Source organism: Rhodococcus globerulus (assembly GCF_019334125.1).
Classification (GTDB): domain Bacteria; phylum Actinomycetota; class Actinomycetes; order Mycobacteriales; family Mycobacteriaceae; genus Rhodococcus_F; species Rhodococcus_F globerula.
The window spans coordinates 4308589-4330234 of the sequence record NZ_CP079698.1; the positions used below are offsets into that span (position 1 = coordinate 4308589).

Annotated in this window: 20 protein-coding genes and 1 tRNA gene; 6 read left to right on the top strand and 15 right to left on the bottom strand. The window is 61.5% G+C overall.

The genetic code is table 11. From position 1 onward, the window contains the following. Positions 1 to 3: 3 nt before the first annotated feature. Both KYT97_RS19630 and crgA read right to left on the bottom strand, forming a co-directional pair. Positions 4 to 495 carry a PH domain-containing protein gene (locus tag KYT97_RS19630; protein ID WP_033235328.1) on the bottom strand — a complete coding sequence of 164 codons (492 nt, stop codon included), beginning with the start codon at positions 493 to 495 and terminating at the stop codon, positions 4 to 6. A 107-nt stretch (positions 496 to 602) separates the two neighbouring features. Beyond that, positions 603 to 866 (bottom strand): cell division protein CrgA, encoded by a 264-nt coding sequence (crgA, locus tag KYT97_RS19635; RefSeq protein ID WP_033235329.1) that lies wholly within the window; start codon positions 864 to 866, stop codon positions 603 to 605. Between the two features lie 222 nt (positions 867 to 1088). On the opposite strand from crgA, the gene KYT97_RS19640 reads away from it, so the two are divergent. Further along, positions 1089 to 1730, top strand: coding sequence for a DUF881 domain-containing protein (locus KYT97_RS19640; RefSeq protein ID WP_080711785.1), 642 nt, complete (start codon positions 1089 to 1091; stop codon positions 1728 to 1730). A 22-nt stretch (positions 1731 to 1752) separates the two neighbouring features. Continuing rightward, entirely contained in the window at positions 1753 to 2424 is a 672-nt protein-coding gene (locus tag KYT97_RS19645) for an aminodeoxychorismate/anthranilate synthase component II (protein ID WP_033235330.1), read from the top strand. 15 nt (positions 2425 to 2439) lie between these two features. Here KYT97_RS19645 and pknB read toward each other — a convergent pair whose 3' ends face one another. From pknB to KYT97_RS19680, 7 genes are all read right to left on the bottom strand, one after another. Next, positions 2440 to 4371: a Stk1 family PASTA domain-containing Ser/Thr kinase gene (pknB, locus tag KYT97_RS19650; RefSeq protein WP_033235331.1), complete on the bottom strand. Its 1932-nt coding sequence runs from the start codon at positions 4369 to 4371 to the stop codon at positions 2440 to 2442. Then, on the bottom strand, positions 4368 to 5717 hold the full coding sequence (locus tag KYT97_RS19655) for a protein kinase domain-containing protein (protein WP_033235332.1): 1350 nt from the start codon (positions 5715 to 5717) through the stop codon (positions 4368 to 4370). Before KYT97_RS19655 ends, pknB begins: the two co-directional genes overlap by 4 nt. A 3-nt stretch (positions 5718 to 5720) precedes the next feature. Continuing rightward, a complete protein-coding gene (locus KYT97_RS19660; protein ID WP_033235333.1) occupies positions 5721 to 7187 on the bottom strand; it encodes a peptidoglycan D,D-transpeptidase FtsI family protein in 1467 nt (488 codons plus the stop codon). Beyond that, positions 7184 to 8635 (bottom strand): FtsW/RodA/SpoVE family cell cycle protein, encoded by a 1452-nt coding sequence (locus KYT97_RS19665; RefSeq protein ID WP_033235334.1) that lies wholly within the window; start codon positions 8633 to 8635, stop codon positions 7184 to 7186. The genes KYT97_RS19660 and KYT97_RS19665 overlap by 4 nt, the downstream gene beginning before the upstream one ends. Next, the gene (locus KYT97_RS19670) at positions 8635 to 10083 is read right to left on the bottom strand and encodes a PP2C family protein-serine/threonine phosphatase (protein WP_172937735.1); all 1449 of its coding nucleotides are present in this window, start codon (positions 10081 to 10083) and stop codon (positions 8635 to 8637) included. Before KYT97_RS19670 ends, KYT97_RS19665 begins: the two co-directional genes overlap by 1 nt. Beyond that, the gene (locus KYT97_RS19675; protein WP_033235336.1) at positions 10080 to 10544 is read right to left on the bottom strand and encodes an FHA domain-containing protein FhaB/FipA; all 465 of its coding nucleotides are present in this window, start codon (positions 10542 to 10544) and stop codon (positions 10080 to 10082) included. The genes KYT97_RS19670 and KYT97_RS19675 overlap by 4 nt, the downstream gene beginning before the upstream one ends. A gap of 188 nt (positions 10545 to 10732) precedes the next feature. Next, positions 10733 to 12145, bottom strand: a complete 1413-nt coding sequence (locus tag KYT97_RS19680) for an FHA domain-containing protein (protein WP_219110502.1) — start codon at positions 12143 to 12145, stop codon at positions 10733 to 10735. Positions 12146 to 12399: 254 nt separating this feature from the next. Here KYT97_RS19680 and KYT97_RS19685 point away from each other — a divergent pair. Further along, positions 12400 to 12485, top strand: a tRNA-Leu gene (locus tag KYT97_RS19685). Positions 12486 to 12551: 66 nt separating this feature from the next. Here the strand turns inward: KYT97_RS19685 and KYT97_RS19690 are convergent. Together KYT97_RS19690 and KYT97_RS19695 are read right to left on the bottom strand one after the other, a co-directional pair. Beyond that, complete coding sequence (locus KYT97_RS19690) at positions 12552 to 13223, bottom strand: DNA alkylation repair protein (protein ID WP_084702695.1); 672 nt, start codon at positions 13221 to 13223, stop codon at positions 12552 to 12554. 70 nt (positions 13224 to 13293) lie between these two features. After that, positions 13294 to 13845 carry a DUF6226 family protein gene (locus KYT97_RS19695; protein WP_181317473.1) on the bottom strand — a complete coding sequence of 184 codons (552 nt, stop codon included), beginning with the start codon at positions 13843 to 13845 and terminating at the stop codon, positions 13294 to 13296. A 202-nt stretch (positions 13846 to 14047) separates the two neighbouring features. On the opposite strand from KYT97_RS19695, the gene KYT97_RS19700 reads away from it, so the two are divergent. Genes KYT97_RS19700 through KYT97_RS19710 form a run of 3 tightly spaced genes read left to right on the top strand, consistent with a single transcriptional unit; the run spans position 14048 to position 17659 of the window. Continuing rightward, positions 14048 to 15244: a hypothetical protein gene (locus KYT97_RS19700; RefSeq protein ID WP_045066117.1), complete on the top strand. Its 1197-nt coding sequence runs from the start codon at positions 14048 to 14050 to the stop codon at positions 15242 to 15244. Further along, positions 15241 to 16011: a PP2C family protein-serine/threonine phosphatase gene (locus KYT97_RS19705; protein WP_239654664.1), complete on the top strand. Its 771-nt coding sequence runs from the start codon at positions 15241 to 15243 to the stop codon at positions 16009 to 16011. Before KYT97_RS19700 ends, KYT97_RS19705 begins: the two co-directional genes overlap by 4 nt. Beyond that, complete coding sequence (locus tag KYT97_RS19710) at positions 16004 to 17659, top strand: serine/threonine-protein kinase (protein WP_045066118.1); 1656 nt, start codon at positions 16004 to 16006, stop codon at positions 17657 to 17659. The genes KYT97_RS19705 and KYT97_RS19710 overlap by 8 nt, the downstream gene beginning before the upstream one ends. A 5-nt stretch (positions 17660 to 17664) precedes the next feature. Here KYT97_RS19710 and KYT97_RS19715 read toward each other — a convergent pair whose 3' ends face one another. Genes KYT97_RS19715 through KYT97_RS19730 form a run of 4 tightly spaced genes read right to left on the bottom strand, consistent with a single transcriptional unit; the run spans position 17665 to position 21616 of the window. Further along, positions 17665 to 18588, bottom strand: a complete 924-nt coding sequence (locus tag KYT97_RS19715; protein ID WP_045066120.1) for a hypothetical protein — start codon at positions 18586 to 18588, stop codon at positions 17665 to 17667. A gap of 30 nt (positions 18589 to 18618) precedes the next feature. After that, a complete protein-coding gene (locus KYT97_RS19720) occupies positions 18619 to 19110 on the bottom strand; it encodes an FHA domain-containing protein (RefSeq protein WP_106939723.1) in 492 nt (163 codons plus the stop codon). Further along, complete coding sequence (locus KYT97_RS19725) at positions 19107 to 19781, bottom strand: 4Fe-4S single cluster domain-containing protein (RefSeq protein WP_045066125.1); 675 nt, start codon at positions 19779 to 19781, stop codon at positions 19107 to 19109. The genes KYT97_RS19720 and KYT97_RS19725 overlap by 4 nt, the downstream gene beginning before the upstream one ends. After that, on the bottom strand, positions 19760 to 21616 hold the full coding sequence (locus KYT97_RS19730; protein ID WP_239654665.1) for an AAA family ATPase: 1857 nt from the start codon (positions 21614 to 21616) through the stop codon (positions 19760 to 19762). Before KYT97_RS19730 ends, KYT97_RS19725 begins: the two co-directional genes overlap by 22 nt. Positions 21617 to 21646 lie beyond the last annotated feature (30 nt).

Below are 21646 nucleotides of genomic sequence, written 5' to 3' on the forward strand. Positions count from 1 at the left end.
ACTCTACTTCTCGGGCGGCACCAAGCCGTGGACTGTGAGCACCTCGAGGACATCCTCGGGGTTGGTGCCCAGATCCCAGCGTCCGAAGATCAACAGTTTCTCGGTGTCGGTCGCACGGTCCACGATGTCGATCTCGAGCATGGGGACGCGTCGACCCAGACGCGGGTAGCGCACCAGGCGCACCCGGTCGATCTGTGGCCGGGGAAACACGTGGCGCGCTAGTAGACGCTGCACGGCGATAGCTGGGGTGCCGTTGTCGTCGATCACGGCGAGTCGCGGACGCTGCTTCAGGGCGAGCCCGGCCATCACGAACAATCCGATCACGGCAAGGGCGAGAAGGAACCGTCCGGCAGTCTCCGTCGGCACCACGATCGCGGCGATCGCAAGCGCGATTCCACCCGCAAACATCGCGTAGACAGCACCCATCGGAGTGGCCCACGAGACTACGTCCGAGCCGTTGTCACGAGGCTGTGGATGAAATTCATCCTCGAGCATGTGGATAACTTCCTAGGTTGTCCACAGGAGTTATCCACACTGGGGATGAATGACACCCATGTAATTGAAAGCCGGTCACGATCAGGACTAAATCGAGAACGCGCAGGTCAACGCCATTTCATGGTCATGATGAGTCCGACAACCATGAAACCGAAGCCGATCAGGAAGTTGTACGCTCCCAAGTCGTTCATCCATGTGATCGAATCTGCGGCCAAGTAATACACAATCAACCATGCCAATCCGACAAGCATGAAACCGAGCATCACCGACACGTACAACGTGCTCGACGGACCCATCTTCACCTTGACCGGAGTGCGGTTCGCCGGGTTGATCGTGTAGTCGTTCTTCTTGCGTACCTTCGACTTGGGCATAACGTCCTCGCTCTTACGGTGTGACCTGCATATGTGTACCTACACGCTAACGTAGCTGGGTCCGGCCGGTCACGGGCCGACTGGGCATGACAGAGGAAGAACCAGGACAGGAACTAGGAGAGTGACGTGGGACAAACCGTCAGGTCCACCGGGTCACGCAACACCGGGTCACGCACCTTCTGGCGCGTCGGTGTCCTTGTTGTCTGCCTCGTGGCGGGACTGATGGTCGCCACCGCTTCGCGTTCGGCCGAAGAAAATCAGCTTCAGGTCACCGACAGCACCAGGCTCTCCGATCTTGTGCGCAGCGCACAGGCAAACGCCGACGGTATCTCCTCGACGCGCGACGAACTCTCGGCGCAACTGAATGAACTGCAAGTGGAGGCCGCGCGGTCCGACGACGGCGTTGCCGAGGCGCTTGCGCAACTCGACGCGATGGCCGTCGACGCGGGTCTGACGGCCATGACCGGTCCCGGTGTAGTCGTCACCATGACCGACGCTCCGCGCAATGCGGATGGCAAGTATCCCGTCGACGCCACCCCGGACGACCTCGTGGTCCATCAGCAGGACGTCCAGAGTGTCCTGAACGCTCTGTGGGCGGGCGGAGCCGAAGCGGTCGGGATGCAGGACCAGCGAATCGTGAACACGTCGGCGCCGCGGTGTATCGGCAACACGCTGCTCCTGCATGGTCGGACGTACAGCCCGCCGTACGTGATGCGAGCGATCGGCAACACCGAACAGCTCGAGGCGGCGTTGGCCGGCGAACCGGGAATTCGCGTGTTCAAGCAGTACGCCACCAGGTTCGGTCTCGGCTATACCCAGGCGAGTTCGGGCGAGATCACAGTGCCCGCGTACACCGGCGGTTAGCTCGGGCGTTTACCCTGCTCCTATGAGGATTCTCGTCGTCGACAACTACGACAGCTTTGTGTTCAACCTGGTTCAGTACCTGGGTCAGCTCGGAACCGAAGCCGTGGTGTGGCGTAACGACGATCCGCGACTGACCGCTCCGGGCGGGCTTCATGCGGCTGCAGAGCAGTTCGACGGCATTCTCCTGAGCCCCGGCCCCGGCACTCCGCAGCGTGCGGGAGTGACCATGGACCTGGTGAAGGTATGTGCCGAAACCAAGACGCCGGTACTCGGTGTCTGCCTCGGCCATCAGGCGATCGGCGCGGCTTTCGGTGCCACCGTGGACCGTGCACCGGAGTTGTTGCACGGAAAAACGAGCAAGGTTCTTCACATGAACGTCGGCGTACTGGCCGGTTTGCCCAATCCGTTCACTGCGACGCGCTACCACTCGCTGACGGTCCTCGAGGACACCATTCCCGACGAACTGGAAATCACCGCGCACACCGAGAGTGGCGTCGTGATGGCGATGCGCCACCGCGAACTTCCCATTCACTGCGTGCAGTTCCACCCCGAATCCGTCCTCACGCAGGGTGGGCATCGGATGCTGGCCAACTGGTTGACGGTATGCGGCGAGGCTCCACCGGAAGCGCTTGTCGCTGCCCTCGAAGCTGAGGTCGCGTCGGCGCTCGGTGGAGCCCTGCCGGCAATACTCTGATTTACCGACTCTGAACTATCGGTTGGGAATTCCCAACGCTCCCACACTGACCGTGACGACCGCGTCCTTGGAGATCTCGGACCCGGCGGGCTGAGTCTGCGAGAGAATCTTGCCGACCATTTCCGGTATCAGTGTGGTGGTCTGCGTCTGCACCAACTGGCCGGCCGTTCCCGCCCAACCGGCTGCACGCAGCGTGGTCAACGCTTCGGAGACGGTCTTGTTGGTGAGATCGGGAATCGCGATCTTGTTGCCGTTTGACACCCGAAGCGTCACCGTCGAGCCCTTGGTGGCAGACGTTCCACCGACGGGATCAGTGGAGACGACCTGGCCTGCAGGCAGGCCTGAGTCGATCTCGGTTATCTGAACGACAAATCCGGCACCTTCGATGTTGGGTCGCGCCACCTCTTCACGCTGGCCAGTGACATCGGGAACGCGGACCTGTTCGGGACCGGAACCGACGGTGATCGAGACAGCCGAATCGAGAACAACCGAAACCCCGACCGCCGGATCTTGACCGACAACCTTGTCCACCTCGGCGATCGTCGACGCGGCCTGACCGATCGTGGGATCGAGTCGCAGGCCGATGGCGGTGAGTTTGCGTTCGGCGTCGTCCTGACTCAATCCGGTCAAGCGCGGGATGGCGACCTGCTCCGGTCCGGTGGAGACGTCGAGCGTGACTGTGCTGCCCTTTTCGAGGTTGACTCCGCCGACCGGGCGCGTGGTGATCACATTGCCCGGCGCAACAACCTTGTCGGTCTTGTTCTGCCGCTCGACGTTGAAGCCGGCGTTGCGGAGAGTCGCCTCCGCGGAATCGGCGGGCTGATTGGTCAGGCCCGTCGGCACGGCGACGGTTTCCGTCTTCGGCGAGTTCACCTGCCACAGGAAGGCTCCGATCAACGCGATGACGATGACGGCGGCGAAGCCCATCAACGCGTAGCGCAGACCTTTCTTCTTGGCCGGCGGCTCCGGTGCCCGCCTACTCGCGGCGGCGGTGGTGACGGGAGCAACGGGATCAGCTGCGGTGCGGAGATTTCCGGTCTCGCTGCCGACGGCACCGAGAATCGTGGTGCGATCCTCGTCGTTCATCACCATCGGCGCGCTCGGACGCTGGCCGCCAAGCACCCGAACCAGATCGCTTCGCATGTCGCCCGCGCTCTGGTAACGGTTGGCGGGGTTCTTGCTCATCGCCTTGAGGATGATCGAATCCAGCTCGCGCGGAATGTCGGGGTTGATCTCCGACGGCGTCGGCGGATCCTCACGGACATGCTGGTACGCCACGGCAACGGGAGAGTCGCCGGAGAACGGCGGCTGACCGGTCAGGACCTCGTACAGCACACAGCCGAGCGAGTAGACGTCCGAACGTGCGTCGACCTGCTCGCCGCGAGCTTGCTCGGGTGAGAGGTACTGGGCGGTGCCGATCACGGCAGCCGTCTGCGTCATCGGGCTGGACGCGTCGGAGATCGCTCGGGCGATACCGAAGTCCATCACCTTCACGGCGCCGGCGCGGTTGATCATGATGTTGGCCGGCTTCACGTCACGGTGGACGATGCCGTTGCGGTGACTGAAGTCGAGTGCGGCGCAGACGTCCGCGATCACTTCCATCGCATGACGCGGCGCCATCGGGCCGTTGCTGCGCACGATGTCACGCAGGGTGTCGCCATCGACGTACTCCATCACGATGTACGGCAGCGGTCCGGCGTCGGTCTCGGCCTCACCGGTGTCGTAGACGGCCACGATCGCTGGGTGATTCAGTGCGGCAGCATTGTGTGCCTCACGACGGAATCGCAGGTAGAACGTAGGGTCGCGCGCGAGGTCGGCCCGCAGGACCTTGATGGCTACATCTCGGCTGAGGCGGAGGTCGCGTGCCAGATGAACCTCGGACATTCCACCGAAGCCGAGAATCTCACCCAGCTCGTATCGGGAGGAGAGATTACGAGGTGTCGTCATTCGTCTTGTCCTAGCGGTTCTTCTGCAGCGTTTGTCGTGGTGGTTGTAGTTGTCGTGGTGGTTGTGGTCGTTGTGGTGGTCGGCTCGGTGGTGGTCGTCGTAGTCGGCACCGTTGTTGTCGTGGTGGTCGGCTCGGTCGTTGTTGTCGTCGGCCGCGTTGTCGTGGTGGTCGGCTCGACGGTTGTGGTGGTGGTGGGACGCGTCGTTGTTGTCGTCGGCCGCGTTGTTGTCGTCGTGGGACGCGTGGTTGTCGACGACGTCACGACGGCCGGCGAGGAATTGTCAGGGCCGTCCGTCGCGATCCACACGCCGCCGATGATCAACGCCAGAGCGATCAAACCACCGCCGGCCCACGCCATCGCCTTCTGGCCACTGGTCAGTCCACCTGCTGCGGCCGCATCGTCAGCGGCCATCGCGGCCGGACCCGCGTAGCCGGCGGTCGGGGGCATTATCTGAGTGGCGCCCGTCGGGGGCAGCGTGCCGCCCTGGCCCAATCCTGGTGGCGGCGGACGCCTTCCAGCGCGGACGGCTGCGACGGCGTCGGCGAATTCGCCACCGTTTGCGTAGCGACCGGCCGGGTCCTTGGTCAACGTGATGTCGATGAGTTCGCGGATGTTGGGCGCCAGGTCGGCCGGCATCGGAGCCGGAATCTCCTGGACATGCTTCATTGCGACGGTCAAAGCGCCGTCGCCGGTGAACGGGCGACGGCCTGAAAGTGCTTCGTAACCAACGATTCCCAGCGAGTACACGTCACTGGCCGACGTGGCGTCCTGCCCGAGGGCCTGCTCGGGAGCGATGTACTGGGCGGTGCCCATCACCATTCCGGTGCGCGTGACAGGCGCGCTCTCGACGGCCTTCGCGATACCGAAATCGGTGATCTTGACCTGACCTGCGGGTGTGATGAGGATGTTGCCCGGCTTGACGTCCCGGTGCACCACACCTGCATCGTGCGCAACCTGCAGGGCCCGACCGGTCTGCTCGAGCATGTCCAGCGCATGGGGAACCGCAAGACGGCCGACGCGCGCCAACACGGCATTGAGCGGTTCGCCGTTGACCAGTTCCATCACCAGGTAGGCAGTGGAATCGCCTGAGCTGTCCCGAGTCTCGCCGTAATCGTAAATACCGGCAATGCCAGGATGATTCAGCTGCGCTGTGGTGCGCGCCTCGAACCGGAAACGTTCCAAGAACTCCGGATCGGACGAGAACTCGGACTTGAGTACCTTGACGGCAACGCGTCGATTGAGCCGAGAATCCGTGGCTTCCCAGACCTGTCCCATACCGCCGGTGGCGATGAGACGGTTCAGTCGGTAACGATCGGCGATCAAAGCGCCATTGTTCAACGCCATGGTTCAGCCCCCTTGTATTCCGGCTGCGATAACTGCTCGACCGATCGGTGCAGCCACCGAGCCACCGGTAGCGGCAAGTCCGCGGTCGCCACCGTTCTCGACGATGACGGCGACTGCAACCGTCGGATTCTGAGCCGGTGCAAACGCGATGTACCAGGCATGCGGCGGTGTTTCGCGCGGATTCACGCCATGCTCGGCGGTGCCTGTCTTGGATGCGATCTGGACGCCGGGGATCTTGCCCTCGCCGCCGGTGAAGTTCTCCGAGCCGATCATCAGATCGGTCAGAGTTGCCGCCACCGTCGGTGAAATCGCCTGGCCCATCGATACCGGGGCCGGTGCACTGAGCTCGGTCAGGTCCGGTGCCTGCAGTTGGGAAATCAGATTGGGAGCCATCCGCACACCACCGTTGGCGACGGTAGCGGCGATCACGGCATTCTCGAGCGGCGTCACAGCGACGTCGCGTTGACCGATACTGGTCTGTCCGAGGGCCGCGTCATCGGGGATGTCGCCGACGGTGCTGTCTGCGACCGACAACGGGATGGCGGGAGTGTTGGGGCCGATGCCGAATGCCTTGGCCTCGTCCTTGATGGCGTCGGCGCCGTCCTTGATACCCAGCTCGACGAATGCGGTGTTGCAGGAACGCGCAAACGCGTCACGCAGCGACGCCGTCGGATTGGATCCGCAGGTGCTTCCGTTGTAGTTCTCGAGCGTGGTGCTGGTTCCGGGCAGCGTGATCTGCGGCGCCGCAGTCAACTGATCCTCCGGGGTAGCACCGTTCGTGAGCGCAGCCGAGGTGGTGATCACCTTGAACGTCGAGCCGGGCGGGTAGGTCTGGGAAATAGCCCGGTTCACCAACGGATCGGCTGGGTCAGCGTTCAGTTCGTCCCACGCTTTTGTCGTCTCGGCGCCGTCGTGGCCCGCAAGCAGGTTCGGGTCGTAGCTCGGTGTGCTCACCATGCTCAGGATTCGGCCGGTGCTCGGCTCGATCGCAACGACGGAACCGGTGTAGCCCTTGCTGGTCAACTGGTCGTAGGCAACCTGCTGCATTGCCGGATTGAGAGTTGTCACGACGTTTCCGCCGCGCGGATCGCGACCGGACACCAGATCGAAGAATCGCTGGCTGAACAACCGGTTGTCCGAACCGTTGAGGATCGGATCTTCGGTGCGCTCGAGGCCGGTGCTGCCGTACTGCATCGAGTAGAAGCCGGTCACCGGCGCGTACGGGTACGGATTGGGGTATTCGCGCAGGTACTTGTACCGATCCTCGGTGATGCTGGATGAGGCCAGTACCTGACCGGCAGCGGAGATCTGACCGCGCTGGCGTGAGTACTCGTCGAGCAGCACCCGCGAGTTGCGGGGGTCGGCCCGCAGGTCATCGGCTTTGATGACCTGAACGTAAGTCGCGTTGGCGAGGAGTGCGACAACCATCAACATGACGGCCATCGCGACGCGGCGTAGGGGAATGTTCATACGCGCGGCATCATCTCGGTATTGGCGTCGGCGATAGGGGGCGGACCCTTCTTCTTGGCAACTACCGGCGCGCGGGCCGCGTCGGAGATTCGGATGAGGATGGCCATCAGGAGGTAGTTCGCGAGAAGCGACGAACCGCCGTACGACATGAATGGCGTCGTCAAACCTGTGAGCGGAATCAGCTTGGTGACGCCGCCGACGACGACAAAGATCTGGATCGCGATGGTGAACGACAAGCCGGCGGCAAGCAGCTTGCCGAAGCTGTCACGCACGGCCAGTGCCGTGCGCAGGCCACGAACGATCAGGATCAGGAACAACATCAAGACAGCAGCGAGGCCGATGAGCCCCAACTCTTCGCCGATGGTCGCGATGATGAAGTCGGTCTTGGCGAACGGCACCTGATTGGGCCGGCCACTGCCCAAGCCTGTACCGGCGATACCGCCCGTGGCCAGGCCGAACAGCGACTGTGAAATCTGATAACCGGTGTTGGCGTAGTCGCCGAGCGGGTCCAGCCAGGTGTCGACGCGCACGCGGACGTGGCCGAACATCTTGTAGGCGAAGAAGAATCCGATGGCGAGCAGTCCGCCACCGATCACGAGCCACCCCACGCGCTCGGTGGCGATGTACAGCATCACCAGCACCGTGCTGAACAGCAGCAACGACGTACCGAGGTCGGTCTCGAACACGAGCACCCCGACGGACACGATCCAGGCGAGCAGGATCGGACCGAGATCGCGGGCACGCGGAAAGTCCATGCCGAGGAAGTGCTTGCCGGCCGTGGTGAACAGATCGCGCTTGGCAACCAGGACCGACGCAAAGAAGATGATCAGCAGGATCTTGGCGAACTCACCAGGCTGAATGCTGAATCCGGGCAGACGAATCCAGATCTTCGCGCCGTTCACACTCGAGAACTTCGCCGGCAGGATTGCCGGGATCGCCAAAAACACCAGTCCGGCCAGACCCAGCGTGTAGCTGAACCGGGCCATCAACCGGTAGTCCCTCAAGAACACCAGCAGCAGAACAAAACCCGCAATCGCCAGGGCCGTCCACATGACCTGCTGGTTAGCGTCCGGCGATGGCGCTTCGACGCCGTTGTACAGCGCAGTCTGTTGGTCGGCCAGGTCCAGACGGTGAATCAGGACCAGGCCGAGGCCGTTGAGCAATGCCACGATCGGCAACAGCAACGGATCCGCGTACGGCGCATATCGCCTGATCGCCAAGTGTGCAATCAGGAACAGACCCGTGTACGCGAGCGCGTACTTCGCCAGATCCAGAGTGATCTTCTGCTCCTGGCTTGCCTCCACCAGCAGCAGTGACACCGTGGTGATGATGACGGCAAACCCGAGCAGCATCAGTTCCATGTTGCGCCGAGTGGACTGGACCGGCGCCGGAGCAAAACCTCCGGGCGGGCTCGGAAAAGCCGTCCCAGCAGTGGCGTTGGACGACATCAGTTGACCGTCCTGCAAGTCTGACCGGGAATTCCGGTCGGGGTCGGTGCCGGTGTCGGAGTGGTGGTTGTTGCCACGGGAGGCACAGGCTCTACCGGTGGCGGCGGCGCTTCGGTAGTCGGAACCACCGCTGTTCCCACCGGCGGCGGCGTCGGAGTCGCCGAAGTCGTGGTGGACGGAATCGATTCACAACGAGGCAGAAGGTCGCCGCCGATGAGCCGGATCATCTGGCTCTGCGCGTCCGTACGATTGCCAGACGGCAGCCCGGCCCTGACCTGTTCCTGCGCCGACGGTTGCAGATCGGTCACCTCGAGGACGTTGCAATCGCTCGGGATCTCGTTCGGGGAGACAAGCGTCAGGACGTCGTCGTCGCCGACGCACCCGATCAGGTCAGCTTCCTGCAGCGAGTAACCGAGGACTGAACCGGGAATTCCGCGCAGCACCGTGACGCGGCCCTCGTCGGCTCCGACGTAGTAGTTGTTGCGGATAACGGTGCGTCCGATGACGGCGCCAACTCCGATCACCGCGAGCAGCACAACGGCGATAACCACCCACCACAACCGGTTCCGCTTCTTCTTCGGCTCGGGTTCAGGCTGGGAAACAACACGTTTGGGTGTCGCGCGCGGTGGACGCATAGCGGCAGCGCGTCCGGCAGCGGTATTGGGAGGAGGAGTGAACTCTTCTTCCTCGGTGGACGCGGCGCCCGCGACGATGGGACGTGACTGTCCGTAATCGAGGTCGATGACGTCGGCCACGACGACGGTGACGTTGTCCGGACCGCCGCTGCGCAGGGCCAACTCGATGAGTCGGTCCGCGCACTCTTCCTGCGAGCCCTCGCGCATCGTGTTCTCGATGGTTTCGTCGCTGACCACGTCGGACAATCCGTCGGAGCACAGGAGATAACGATCGCCGGCGCGGGCTTCGCGCATGGTGAGCGTCGGCTCGATCTCGTTGCCCGTCAGCGCGCGCATGATCAGCGACCGCTGCGGGTGAGTGTGTGCCTGCTCTGCAGTGATCCGGCCCTCGTCGACCAAGGACTGAACAAAAGTGTCGTCGCGGGTGATCTGCGTCAGATGGTTGTCGCGCAGCAGATACGCGCGCGAGTCACCGATATGCACCAGGCCGAGCTTGCTGCCCGAGAAGAGAATCGCGGTGAGCGTTGTCCCCATGCCGTCGAGTTCAGGTTCTTCCTCGACATGATCGGCAATGGAGTCGTTGCCCTCACGCGTTGCCGCCTCTAGCTTGCCGAGCAGATCCTCGCCGGGCTCGTCGTCGTCGAGATGGGCAAGTGCCGCGATCATCAGCTGCGACGCAACTTCACCGGCCGCGTGGCCGCCCATACCGTCGGCCAGAGCCAGGAGGCGAGCGCCCGCGTACACGGAATCTTCGTTGTTGGAGCGCACCAGACCACGGTCGCTGCGCGCCGCGTAGCGGAGAACAAGGGTCACGGGCGTAACTCGATTACCGTCTTGCCGACACGGACCGGGGTACCCAACGGGACCCGCACAGCCGTGGTGACCTTGGCGCGGTCCAGGTAAGTGCCGTTGGTGGAACCAAGATCTTCGACGTACCAGTCGGCCCCGCGTTGGGAGAGCCGCGCATGGCGCGTCGACGCGTAGTCATCGGTCAGGACCAGCGTGGAATCGTCGGCGCGACCGATCATGACGGGTTGCGAACCCAACGTGATGCGAGTGCCGGCGAGAGCGCCCTGTGTGACGACCAGATAGCGAGGCACCTTCGTTTTACCGAGGGAGGGGAGGACTTTCCCGGCGCGTGTGTACCGCTGAGGAACACGCACTCCGGAGCCGGCGTAGATATCCGACCGCAGCGTGCGCAGGACTGCCCAGACGAACAGCCACAAGAGGAGCAGAAAGCCTGCCCGTGTGAGTTGCAGAATCAGGCCCTGCACGGCTGTCCACCTCCTTCTATGGCTCGATCCCCGCCGCAGCAAGGGTTCGAGCGTTGTCGACTGGCAGCATCATATGGGGCACGGGGCCCCGAAAGATCACGATACTGACATGGAGTGCCGGAGGCGCGCCGACGGACCGCCCTATGTTCGATTGTTATCGGAATATTCGCCAGCAACCTTCGTCACACTCAGAGGATACGGACCAAGATCTCGGAGTGACCAGCGCGAATGATGTCGCCGTCGGCGAGTTGCCAGTCCTGAACCGGCGCCCCGTTAACTGTGGTGCCGTTCGTGGAACCGAGATCGGACAGCATTGCCGTCCGGCCGTCCCAGCGGATGTCGATGTGACGACGTGAAACACCGGTGTCGGGAAGGCGGAACTGTGCTTCCTGGCCGCGGCCGATGATGTTGCTGCCATCGCGGAGCTGGAAGTGGCGTCCACTGCCGTCCTCGAGCTGGAGGGTTGCCGTCACAGCAGCCTGCGGGGCTGCGGGCGCGTAACCACCCTGGTTGTAACCCTGCTGGGCGTACGACTGTGTCTGGTCGTAGTTGCCGCCCTGATTGTTGTATGCCTGCTGGTCGTAGCTGCCCTGATCGTAAGACTGAGCGTCGTACGGCTGCTGCTGGTAACCCTGCTGTTCGTAGCTGCCCTGATCGTAAGACTGGGCGTCGTACGGCTGCTGCTGGTAACCCTGCTGGTCGTAACCACCCTGGTACGCCTGCTGGTTGTAACCGCCCTGGTCGTAGGACTGCTGATCGTAGGCAGGCTGCTGGTAGCCGCCCTGCTGAGCGTCGTACGGCTGCTGCTGCTGGTAACCCTGCTGGTCGTAGCTGCCTTGGTACGCCTGCTGGTTGTTGTTGTACGGCTGCTGCTGGTAGCCCTGCTGGTTGTACCCGCCCTGGTCGTAGGGCGCCTGCTGCGGCTGATCGTCACCGGTGCGGTAACCGTCGCCGCGGTCGTACCCGTTCTGCGGCGGCGCTTCCTGGCCCCGTGGTGCCGGGTAGTTGCCGTCGTCGTGTGAGTATCCGTTGCGCGCCGGCTGCTGATCGGGCTGGCGACCAGCCGGTTCGCGGCTGGACTCGTAGCCTGAGTTCTGCGTCATGGTGCCGGCTCCTGGTTGTGACGGGACTGGATTCGAAACAGGGGGAACAATAGGTGCAGGTGATTGTGGCGGTCGAGACGATACCTGCGGAACATTGGACCGGGGCGATGCCTGATCGGCATCGTCGTCCGGGTCGACAGTGCCGCGGGTGCGGAACTGACCGGTATGCAATGTAGGCGAGGGCTCGAAAGTCACCGAAATATCGCCATACGTCTGCCAGCCCTGATCTCGGATGAAATCCTGCAGATGCCGGCTGAAAGCCTTGATAGTGAGGTCGCGGTCGGCCGCCAACTCCTCGTGATCCGAATTGTTGATCGTGATCACATAGTGGTTGGGGGCAAGGAGAATTCCGCCGCCGAGGTGCTCGACGCGGTCGCGCGCTTCCTGTTGGAGCGCAGCCTCTACTTCTTGCGGTACGACGCCGCCGCCGAAGACACGTGCGAATGCGTCGCCGACAGCTCCTTGAAGCTTTCGCTCAAAACGCTGAACGATGCCCATCGGGGTCTCCTCTCGCTTCGCATTTCCCGGTGGAAAAATGCTCGGCAACTAGCGCCGGCATCGCCCACTCGCGTGTCGTTCGAACTACTGTCAGGTTCCACGGTACTGTCAAACGGCTGTTCGGCAGTATCTGCCTCTGGTTCCTGCATGATATCGGTTCCTCCCACTGAAGTACCCTGTGTTCTTCGTTTCATGCCGTGACCAGTACGAATAGAAGTTTCAAATGTTGTCGTGATAATGTTTCGACGTTGCTCGGGCGAGTGGCGGAATGGCAGACGCGCTGGCTTCAGGTGCCAGTGTCCTTAGGGACGTGGGGGTTCAAGTCCCCCTTCGCCCACCACAGACGAGGCCACAAACTCTTTCGAGTTTGTGGCCTCGTTTTTTGTTGGTTGAGGTAGTCCGGAAATTACGCGTTGTTCTGTCGTCGGACCATCTCGTTGATCCAGATGGGTGCAAACGGAGATGTGCAGTTCGGGGGAGTCGGGTAATCCTCGAGTACCCGCAGTCGTTCACCGATGTCGATTGCCCGCGCCCGGTACTCGGCGTGCTCGATCCCGATCTGAGCCAGGGTGTGGTTCATCGCCCACTGCAAGCGATCGGGGGCGTCCTTCATCTCCGCCTCGATGACGTCGAGCAGACGCGCTAGGTCGAGGCCCTCGGGTTTCTTCGCCACGCGCTCGGTGGTCAGTGCCCAACCGGCGCTCGCGACCACTGGATCCGAATCGCCTGACCAGGCGAGGCGCAGTTCCTCGGAGTGCGGGTTCTTCTTCACTACATAGTTCACGAGCCAGTCGTGAACCTTGGGAGTGCGGGCCTCCCGCAACATGGCGTCCAACTCGTCGCGGTCGAACGCCTTCGGACGGCAGATCAGGATCGCCAGCAGGCGCGCTGCGGTGTCCTCCGTCTTCCAAAGCTGTTGTGCGAGTTTCTGCTGCGTCTTCAGTCGCTTCGCGATGGCGCGCAATTTGCTGAGGTTCACGCCGTGATCGTCGCCGTGCTTCTCGTTCACCGCGCGGGCTTTCGGATCCTCGAGTGCGGCCAGTTCGGCGATTACCTCGGCCACTGTCGTATCGGCCACCTCAGCTTTATCGGCCACCTCAGCCTCCTGTCTTTCGCGTCTGAGTTTTCAGTCTAGGAGGGCAGTGTCGTCAGGAGGGCAGTGTCGTCGACCATGGTTTCCAGTGGCCATCCTGCGGCGGTTGCACCGGTGCGGCCCGAAGTTCAGCGGCTCGCTCCTTGGACAGAGGTGTTTTGCCGCTACGCCCCCAGTCATTGCCTTCCCAGGAATGTTCGAGGACCGGTGGGATGCTGCCCGTGATGCGTTCGGACAGCTGCCCGGTGGTAAGAGCTTCGGCGTAGTTTGCCAGTTCCCGCGCAACGTCTTCGGCATCCTCATCGCACGCGTCGCATCCGCATGCGGGGAGCGCGATGTGCTGCCACGCACCGACGTCGAGATACAACCCGGGAAACGAGGTGAAGGTGATCGCGAGCGGTGCCTGGTCCACGTGAACTGGAGTTATCTGTACAGACTCCAACGTCGCGACGGTCTTGGACTTCGACGGTGCCGCCGGACCGCGGGAAATCGTCACGTCGAACCTGCGTGCGAGATCGCTGATCAACTCTTCGGCAGCCGGTATCAACGGAGCAAACCGTTCCGGGTTCGTCACTCGCCCGTATGCCTCTTCGGGTGGATCGTCCAACGTTGTATCCCTCCGTCATGACCGCTGTGCTCACGCTCCGTCACTTCTTGCCTGAAATATCGTCCCCGCGGGGACGTTTCAGAAGCAATTCAGCCCAGGTGGCTTGTCGGTCGATCACGCGACAGACACGGGACCATTTTCAGTGCAAAAATATCTCGTTGCGTTGTTTTGGTCAGCGGTTTCATGCGCGGTGAGGAATTCGATGAGCGGTCCGAAGGGAATTCAGTACCGAGTTGACCCGAAAGTGGCGCGTCGTCTTGCCGAGGAGCAGCGAAGCCGACAGTTACTTGCACGATGGCGGCAGATCGAATCTGCGGCGATTCGCTTGTCGGCACGTTGCCACGCACACGATCTTCCCATCCTCGCAGTAGCGATTCCGACGGTGGCTGCCGACGACACCGCGCAGATGGAAGCTCTCGCGGATCAGCTCGAACATGAAGTGAATCAGTCGAATCGGCAGTTGGACGCGAAGGTGCGGGAGAATCGATCACGACGGTTCGATCACGATCTGGAAGCCGTTCTAACGGACCTCGCGGCAGTCGAGGAAGCGGCGCGAGTGGCGAGACCGGTCGACGCTGACAAGTCTGTCGATACCTCGAGGAATGCGTCGGATTGCACTGCTGCCGAGCGTCGTAAGCGGCTGTCGGATCAGGTGTCCCGCCGTCTCGGTCGACTTGTCGAACCGGCATCCGAAATCGAAGATTTTGCAGTGGCTGTCGTGACGGCACCGCTGGATCGTGCCCCGATGCTCCTCGACGAACTTGATGCGCAGATTTCCGAACGGAACGCCATCACGAATCGGGTCGGTGCGGATAATTCTCGGCTCGACGCGCTGCGAGTGAAGGCGGCTGCTTTGCAGGATGCCGCAGCAGTCGGCGGCCTTTTGGCGCAGGCAGCCAACGAGATCGAGTGTCAACGTTCCGCTGCTGCGATTCTGGACGCAGTGACGAATCTCGTAGATGCGGCGACTGCCCGCGTCACGGCAGAAGTGGAGCGCCAGTACGTGCTCGAAGCGGTACGAGAGTCACTCGAGGAACTGGGATACGTCACCACCGAAGTTGACGGTGGTGGTCCGGACAGCGTGGTGTTGAGTCGCGCCGGCTCGACAACTCATGGAGTTCGCGCCCGAGTATCCGAAGGGGAGGTCGACCTGCACTCGATCGGTTTCGCAGACCGTAACGACAAAGCGGCGGATACGGCCGCCGATCAAGCGCTGTGTGGCGACCTCGATCCGATGTTGGGAGCACTCGAACGCCGTGGTGTGTCGCCGGGGCGGGTCCGCAGAATCCCGGCTGGTGTTCTCCCGGTGTCGCTTGTTCGCGTTGTCGAACCTCATGGGGAAGGAATCCGAACCGCGCGTAGATCGACTCGTGCGCAAGTCCGGGAGACAGGGCTGTGACGGAAGTGGTGGCCGTGCGAGTTTCCGGGCTGACGCATCATGGTGCGGTGCGCACGAACAACGAGGACGGTATCGGCTGGCTCGGCTGGTCGCTCCGGGGTATGAGCCCAACGGTGTGGGAAACCGACGTGCTCGTGACCGCACCTGTGACGCTTGTCGTATGCGATGGCATGGGCGGTCACGCAGCAGGTGAGGAAGCCAGCCGACTTGCCTGTGAAATGCTCACCACTCCAGGCTATTTCGATCACATTGCGGATGCACAGAGCGCGCGTGAGGCAGTTCGGGTGTTGGTGCAGCGAACATCGGATTCCATTAACGATCTGTCCGATCAACAGCCGTATCTGCGGGGCATGGGTTGCACGGTTGCTGGGGTGGTGGTGTTCCCCGACGGAAGTGCGTTGGTATTCAACGTCGGAGATTCTCGTGTTTACTGCATGGATGGTGACTACCTAGGTCAGTTGACCGTTGATCACCGATCAGCTGATACGAATGCACTCACTCAAGCGCTCGGAGGTGGGCGTCGGGTGGTCCTCGAGCCCGCGTTCTTCGAATGCCGAATACCGGGCAAACCTGGGCTACTGCTGTGCACCGACGGTCTTGACGATTACGCCGACGAACTCGACATAGAGCGGTTGATGGCAGGCGATTCGAACAACATCCTCTGTGAACTCCGAGATCTGGCCCTGTCCGGCGGCGGAGGGGACAACATCACCTTGGCGCGAATCACCGCGCACAAGCGCACCGCGAACGGAGAAATGCATGGCTGATGTGACGCGTCTTGACGGCGGACGAGTTCCCGCACCTGCCACCAGGCTTGACGGTGCAACTCCAATTGCGCAGCCCTCAAACTACATTCGCGAGAACCTGCCAACAACTCTCGCGCAGAGATACAGTATCGTTCGCGAACTGGGCCGCGGGGGCGAGGCGACGGTGTGGCTGTGCACGGATACCGTCGGCAATCAAGTCGCGATCAAGATGTTCCAGCATCCTCCGACCTACAGAACAGATTTCGGTTCTGCCGCATATCGTGATCGATTCCGAGCCGAACACACGGTCCAGGTATTCGCCCGTGGACAGGACGATGGTGTCTCTTACGAAGTGATGGAGTTCTGTGCTCTCGGGACACTCGAAGATCACATGAACCGACACTCGGGCAAGATCACTCACGGAGATGCGGTCGACATTCTGAGGGAGTTGGCCGGGGCGCTGCACGGAATGCAAGGGCCTGACACGGGCATGAAATTGGTACACGGCGACATCAACCCGAAGAACATCCTGGTGCGTACCGATCGGCCCTTGGATTTGGTTCTCACAGACTTCGGCCTGAGCGTCGACCTCGCCGGACGGTCCAGGCTGTCGAACACGGGAAAGGGAACTCTCGCTTACAGCGCTCCTGGTGCGATGCGGTACTACACCCAGGCCGACGACTGGTGGAGTGTTGGCATGACGATGTACCAAATCATTGTTGGGCGCAACTACTTTCAACGGTCGGACGGGCATTGGATCAGCGACGATCGGATCGAGAACGAACTCACCGTGCGAGACATCGCATTGGGTGAGATCAATGAATTGCCGTTCACCGAGCACGAGAAGAAGCGGTGGCAGCTTCTGCTTGCCGGATTGCTCACCCGTGACCGTGAATTCCGTTGGTCGATGCGGGAAGTCGGCGAATGGTGCGGAGGTGGTGCACCGAAGGTGCATCGACTAATCGACGTATCAAAGGTTCCCGATTCGGAATTCGGTACCGGCACAACCCAGGAGAATCAGCATTCCATACCGCCTTTTGCACTCGCCGGTGTCGGGGAGTTTCGAGACCCTCGCGAATTGGGGGAGGCAATGGCCGCAGATCCCAAAGCTGCCGCACGTGCCGTCAGTGGTCGTCGAGCGCAAGTATTGCTGGCGTGGCTGAAGGACGAGGTGAAGACGAGGGCCAGTTATGCGGAGTTGCGAACGTACAGCGACCTGTGGGGACCCGACGAGATTGCGGTCTACTTCGTATCTCAGCTAGCGCCGGCCGCTACTTTGACGTATCGCGATCATCCGATCTCCACTCCTGGAGATTTACGGAAGTTAGCTCAGTCAGCCAGCACGGTGACGGTCGTGAGCCGACTATTCGAGACCCATATTCTTGCGGGCATCGACGGTTCTTCCGCGGAGCGTGGAAGATACAGGATGATTGATGCGAACTGGCATGACATGGTCGAGCAGGCGGACGATCAGGCCAGGTCTGCGAGGGTTTCGATTTCTTCCGACGAGCGAGCCGGACTCACTGCCAATGCGCTGTTGATCGCGGCGTCGGACGATGCGGTTGCCCGAAAGTACATCGCGTCGGTGGCAAAGCGAGTCGAGCAATCAGTAGCGGCGCGTGAGACGTCCGGTTGGTTCGCTTCGATCAGACGGGGATTCGGTCAGTGAGGTTCTCAGCGAATGGCCAATCCATTGTTCCCCGCGTCCAATAGATTTGTCGAGACGGTGCGCCCCCATTCGGTGCGAACGTTGAGCCACACTTCTGCTGGGTCGTGATTCTGCACCCACGAGTTGGACGCGAGAACCTCATCATTGGCGCCGACGTATGTCCAACGGGCATCAGACGAGTCATCGAATTCGTCACCGTCAGTGAGGGATAGGTAACCCATATAGATCCATCCTTTGTAGACGGAGACACGGTTGCACCCTTCGCCTGTGTATCCCTTGTCCGATCCCAGATACATCTGCCACAGCTGGTCCGGGACAGTCGTCCCCTCGGGTGCGCGGACAGTCAATTCCAGTGCATGGCCACACTCGAGATATCTTTGGGTGAAGGGAAATGCTGTCGAGGACAGCTTGGCTATCGAGTCCTCCTCGGCGCCGGCGAAGAGAGATTTCCCCGTGTTGAGAGCCCAAATTCCGCCGATGAGCAGCACAACACCGACTGATCCGAACGCCACTCGCGCCGTCCAGGGGCGGCATACGAGAACGGCTCCGACGATCAACGCGATCACAGACCAACCGGCTACCAACTCCGCCCAGAAGTACGGCAGGAGTGCCCGGATCTCAGGCTCGAAAACCCCCGGGTCCTCCGAGAAGATTCGGCCGCGTAACACGAAATGTCCTATTGCCCAAGGTATAACGATGCTCATTGCGGCCAGGGCGCCCAGCCGTACAGCTGTACCGTCGATCCTGCGGCTGCGCTGCGCGGCGGAAGTGCGTCTTGCCTGTTCTGCGGCGGCTTCGGCCTGTAGTCGATCCGCCGTTTGTTGAATTTCCGCCGCGTCCTGGGCGGCCTGCCGTTCCCGTACCTCTTCCTCGGCGCGTGGGAGTGTCGCATCCAACAGGAGAGCCTGTGCCACCACGTTGTTGTTCATCCTGGGTCCTCCTCGAGGTGGTACGAAAATTCAGTCGATCTGCAGGTCGAGGCTTACGTCAGCGGCCAGGCGTACAACTTGACCGGGTCGGACCTCGTATTCGGTTTGAGGGTTGATTCGAACCCCTTCGATGAAGATGCCGTTTGCCGATCCGGTGTCCGTAACATGGAAGCAGCTACCGTCGAATCGCAAAATACCGTGTCGTCGTGAGAGATTCGGGTATTGCGCGAATATCGCTGCTTGCGGATAGTCGTCATCTCGGCCCAACAGCAGTACGTCGTCTGCGGTGATGTCGAGCGTGTCGCGACTCCCGATGACAACATGGCCGACGCGACGCCGAGTGCTCGGACGGTCGATGACAGTTCTTGGGGACATCGCAGATTCCGACTCGTGCGTATCCTGAGACGTCGGTTCGGTCGGTGCTACGAGATCCCACAGGTCCATACCGCAACCCGGGCACTGCGCGAACACAGAACGATCGGCAACCGCATTGCACCCGCAGGTGACGAGGTCGGTTGTCATGACAGCCACGAGGTGCGATCGAGAGTGACGCCGCGGTCCGCGAGTGCCCCACGCAAACGCGTCATGTCATTCTGCAATGGAATTCCAACCATCCATATTGTGTGTTCGTCCACGTGAACTCCGATTTCCCGACGCTGATCGGCGTACGTTTCTTCACGGCTTTCCGCCGGATATCGCATGGCGCCCAATTTCGAACAGACTTCGACGACTTGGTTCGACGATCCGCGTAATGCACTGTCGGAAGCTAGTTCACGAATGTACGGACCGCTGACCACAACATCGACCGCTTTGCTCAACCAGGGTAGGGACTGAGCGAGTTCATCGGTTGTACGGCCGGAGTAGAGCAGCACGTCCACATCATTGGCGCGGGTCGCGCGCCACATCTCGATCCCGTTGAGCAGTATCCGAAGTGCATCGGGCTGATCTGTCGGTTCACCGCCCGAGACCGTAATCCCGTCGACGTCATCGAGCTCCCTCAACCAGTCCAGTACGCTGTCGATTTCAACGCGCATCGCTTCGTCAGCCGGCCAGGTATCGCGGGACACACAGCCGCGGCAGTGCACGGTACAACCTTGGACCCAGATGCCGGCGCGCCGTCCGAAACCGAGACTGGTTACCGGATAGTGAAGGCGCGAAAGCAGCATCGTCGTCACGACAGTGTCACCATCCATCCGGTGGAATCTTGTGTGATCGCGGTGACCGTGGCGTGGGCTGTGGAAATATCCATCTCGAACAGAGCGCGAGAGAGGGGGTTGACTAGCATTGTCTCGACAATTGTTCCGACCCCACGACCGCCGAAATCCAGTCTTTCACAAGCTGATTCGACGAGTTGCTGAATTACGGAGTCGGCCACCGAGATGTGTGTCCCACTGATGCTGTGCACGCGCCGCGTGACGTTGTCGACGAACATCGGCACCAGATCTTCTGCTGTTCTCGGTGAGATGAAGTCGAAGACCACAATATTGTCGCCGATGCGGTTCAGTAGTTCAGGTCTGCCGATGTCTTTTGTGAAGTGCTCGGAGACAGCAGCTCTGATGGTCGACTCGATCTCGGTATATGGCCGACCTCGGGAGACGACGGGTACCCGTTCGCCCTGACTGTCGGTCCGGTAGACACCTAGGTTCGACGTGAAGACGATCAACGCTTCGGAGAAGTACACGGTCGAGCCGTTTCCGTCGGTCAGTCGGCCGTCCTCGAGAATCTGTAGGAATTTGTCGAGGATCCTCGGATGCGCCTTCTCGATTTCGTCGAATAGGAGCAGGCTGAAGGGATTGTGCCGCACGGCATTCGTGAGTTCGCCCCCGGTGTTATAGCCGACGTACCCTGGTGGTGCGCCGATCAGCCGGGCTTCGGCATGCTCGGATGAGAACTCGCTCATGTCGAAGCGAATGAACGCATCCTTGCGTCCGAATACCAACTCGGCCATCGACTTCGCGAGCTCCGTTTTTCCTACCCCGGTCGGGCCTGCAAAGAACAGAATGCCTTGCGGACGGGAGCTGTCGCCTGACCCTTGTGCGCCGGTCAGGCCGGTCGTCGATCGAATCAGGATGTCAACCGTTTTCCGAATCGGCGCCTGCTGACCGAGAACTCTGCTCCCGAGATACTTGGCACCCTCACGAATTCGCTGTTTGAGCGCGGGATCTTGCCAGGGATTGTCGGGCACCCCTACCCGGAAAGTGCGGATTGCGTCCTCGATCGACGTGGCCGCGATTCGACGATCGATTGCGAGTCGGTTGACCTCGGTGATGGACCGCAGAGTCAATCCGTTGGTTTGTGCGGCGTAACTGTCGATTACGGCTTCACGGGCAGTTGGATCTAGGTCGACACCTCCAGGTAGGGAAGGAACAAGGCTGGTCACTGCTGTCCGACGCTGACCAAATGTAGGTGCGGGGATGGACACGACCCGGACCGCATCTGTGGCGACTAACCAATGCGGTAGATCGTTTTCTTGGTCGACAAGCCAGAAGACCGTGTTGTACAGCGGCGTGATGTGTGGCCCCGGAACTGGATTCCGGCGCGCGGTGGACAACAGTTTCTCTGCTACTACCAGGACACGATGAAACTCAGGATCACTGAAGTCGGGTCCAGGCGTCAGGCGGGAGGCGTTGTCGATGACGAGACACATCGGTCGTTCGGAGACGGCAACTGATTCAAGGAGTTGTTGAAGTGCGGGAAGCTGGCTCGTTCCGGGGGCAGAGGCCTTCCGATCCAGCTGCGACAGTACAGCTGCAGCGCTGCCGCTTTCGTTGTCGTGTAGTACGCGTGCTCCGCTGACGATGTCGAAAGTGATCTGGCATGAGTGGCCGGCGATCGACAACAGGGTGCTCAATGCCTCGATGACAGTTGCAAATCGTGGATGTGGAGTGCCCGGGCGCGGGAGTATTACAAAATCGCGCAGATTGCCGGTAATCGCAACCTGGGGATTTGCGGCGAGTGCCACATCGATTTCTCGGAGCCAGTTGGGGAGATTCTTGATGTGCTCAGGGGTAAGAGTAGGCGCAGTCACGTGAGCAACCATTTTCCTGAGCCGGCCATG

Coding starts and splice junctions, on each gene's coding strand:
- KYT97_RS19630 (WP_033235328.1), bottom strand. CDS start 495: ATGCTCGAGGATGAATTTCATCCACAGCCTCGTGACAACGGCTCGGAC.
- crgA (WP_033235329.1), bottom strand. CDS start 866: ATGCCCAAGTCGAAGGTACGCAAGAAGAACGACTACACGATCAACCCG.
- KYT97_RS19680 (WP_219110502.1), bottom strand. CDS start 12,145: ATGGGCATCGTTCAGCGTTTTGAGCGAAAGCTTCAAGGAGCTGTCGGC.
- KYT97_RS19645 (WP_033235330.1), top strand. CDS start 1,753: ATGAGGATTCTCGTCGTCGACAACTACGACAGCTTTGTGTTCAACCTG.
- KYT97_RS19640 (WP_080711785.1), top strand. CDS start 1,089: ATGGTCGCCACCGCTTCGCGTTCGGCCGAAGAAAATCAGCTTCAGGTC.
- KYT97_RS19700 (WP_045066117.1), top strand. CDS start 14,048: ATGAGCGGTCCGAAGGGAATTCAGTACCGAGTTGACCCGAAAGTGGCG.
- KYT97_RS19660 (WP_033235333.1), bottom strand. CDS start 7,187: ATGAACATTCCCCTACGCCGCGTCGCGATGGCCGTCATGTTGATGGTT.
- pknB (WP_033235331.1), bottom strand. CDS start 4,371: ATGACGACACCTCGTAATCTCTCCTCCCGATACGAGCTGGGTGAGATT.
- KYT97_RS19720 (WP_106939723.1), bottom strand. CDS start 19,110: ATGACAACCGACCTCGTCACCTGCGGGTGCAATGCGGTTGCCGATCGT.
- KYT97_RS19715 (WP_045066120.1), bottom strand. CDS start 18,588: ATGAACAACAACGTGGTGGCACAGGCTCTCCTGTTGGATGCGACACTC.
- KYT97_RS19655 (WP_033235332.1), bottom strand. CDS start 5,717: ATGGCGTTGAACAATGGCGCTTTGATCGCCGATCGTTACCGACTGAAC.
- KYT97_RS19710 (WP_045066118.1), top strand. CDS start 16,004: ATGGCTGATGTGACGCGTCTTGACGGCGGACGAGTTCCCGCACCTGCC.
- KYT97_RS19665 (WP_033235334.1), bottom strand. CDS start 8,635: ATGTCGTCCAACGCCACTGCTGGGACGGCTTTTCCGAGCCCGCCCGGA.
- KYT97_RS19725 (WP_045066125.1), bottom strand. CDS start 19,781: ATGGATGGTGACACTGTCGTGACGACGATGCTGCTTTCGCGCCTTCAC.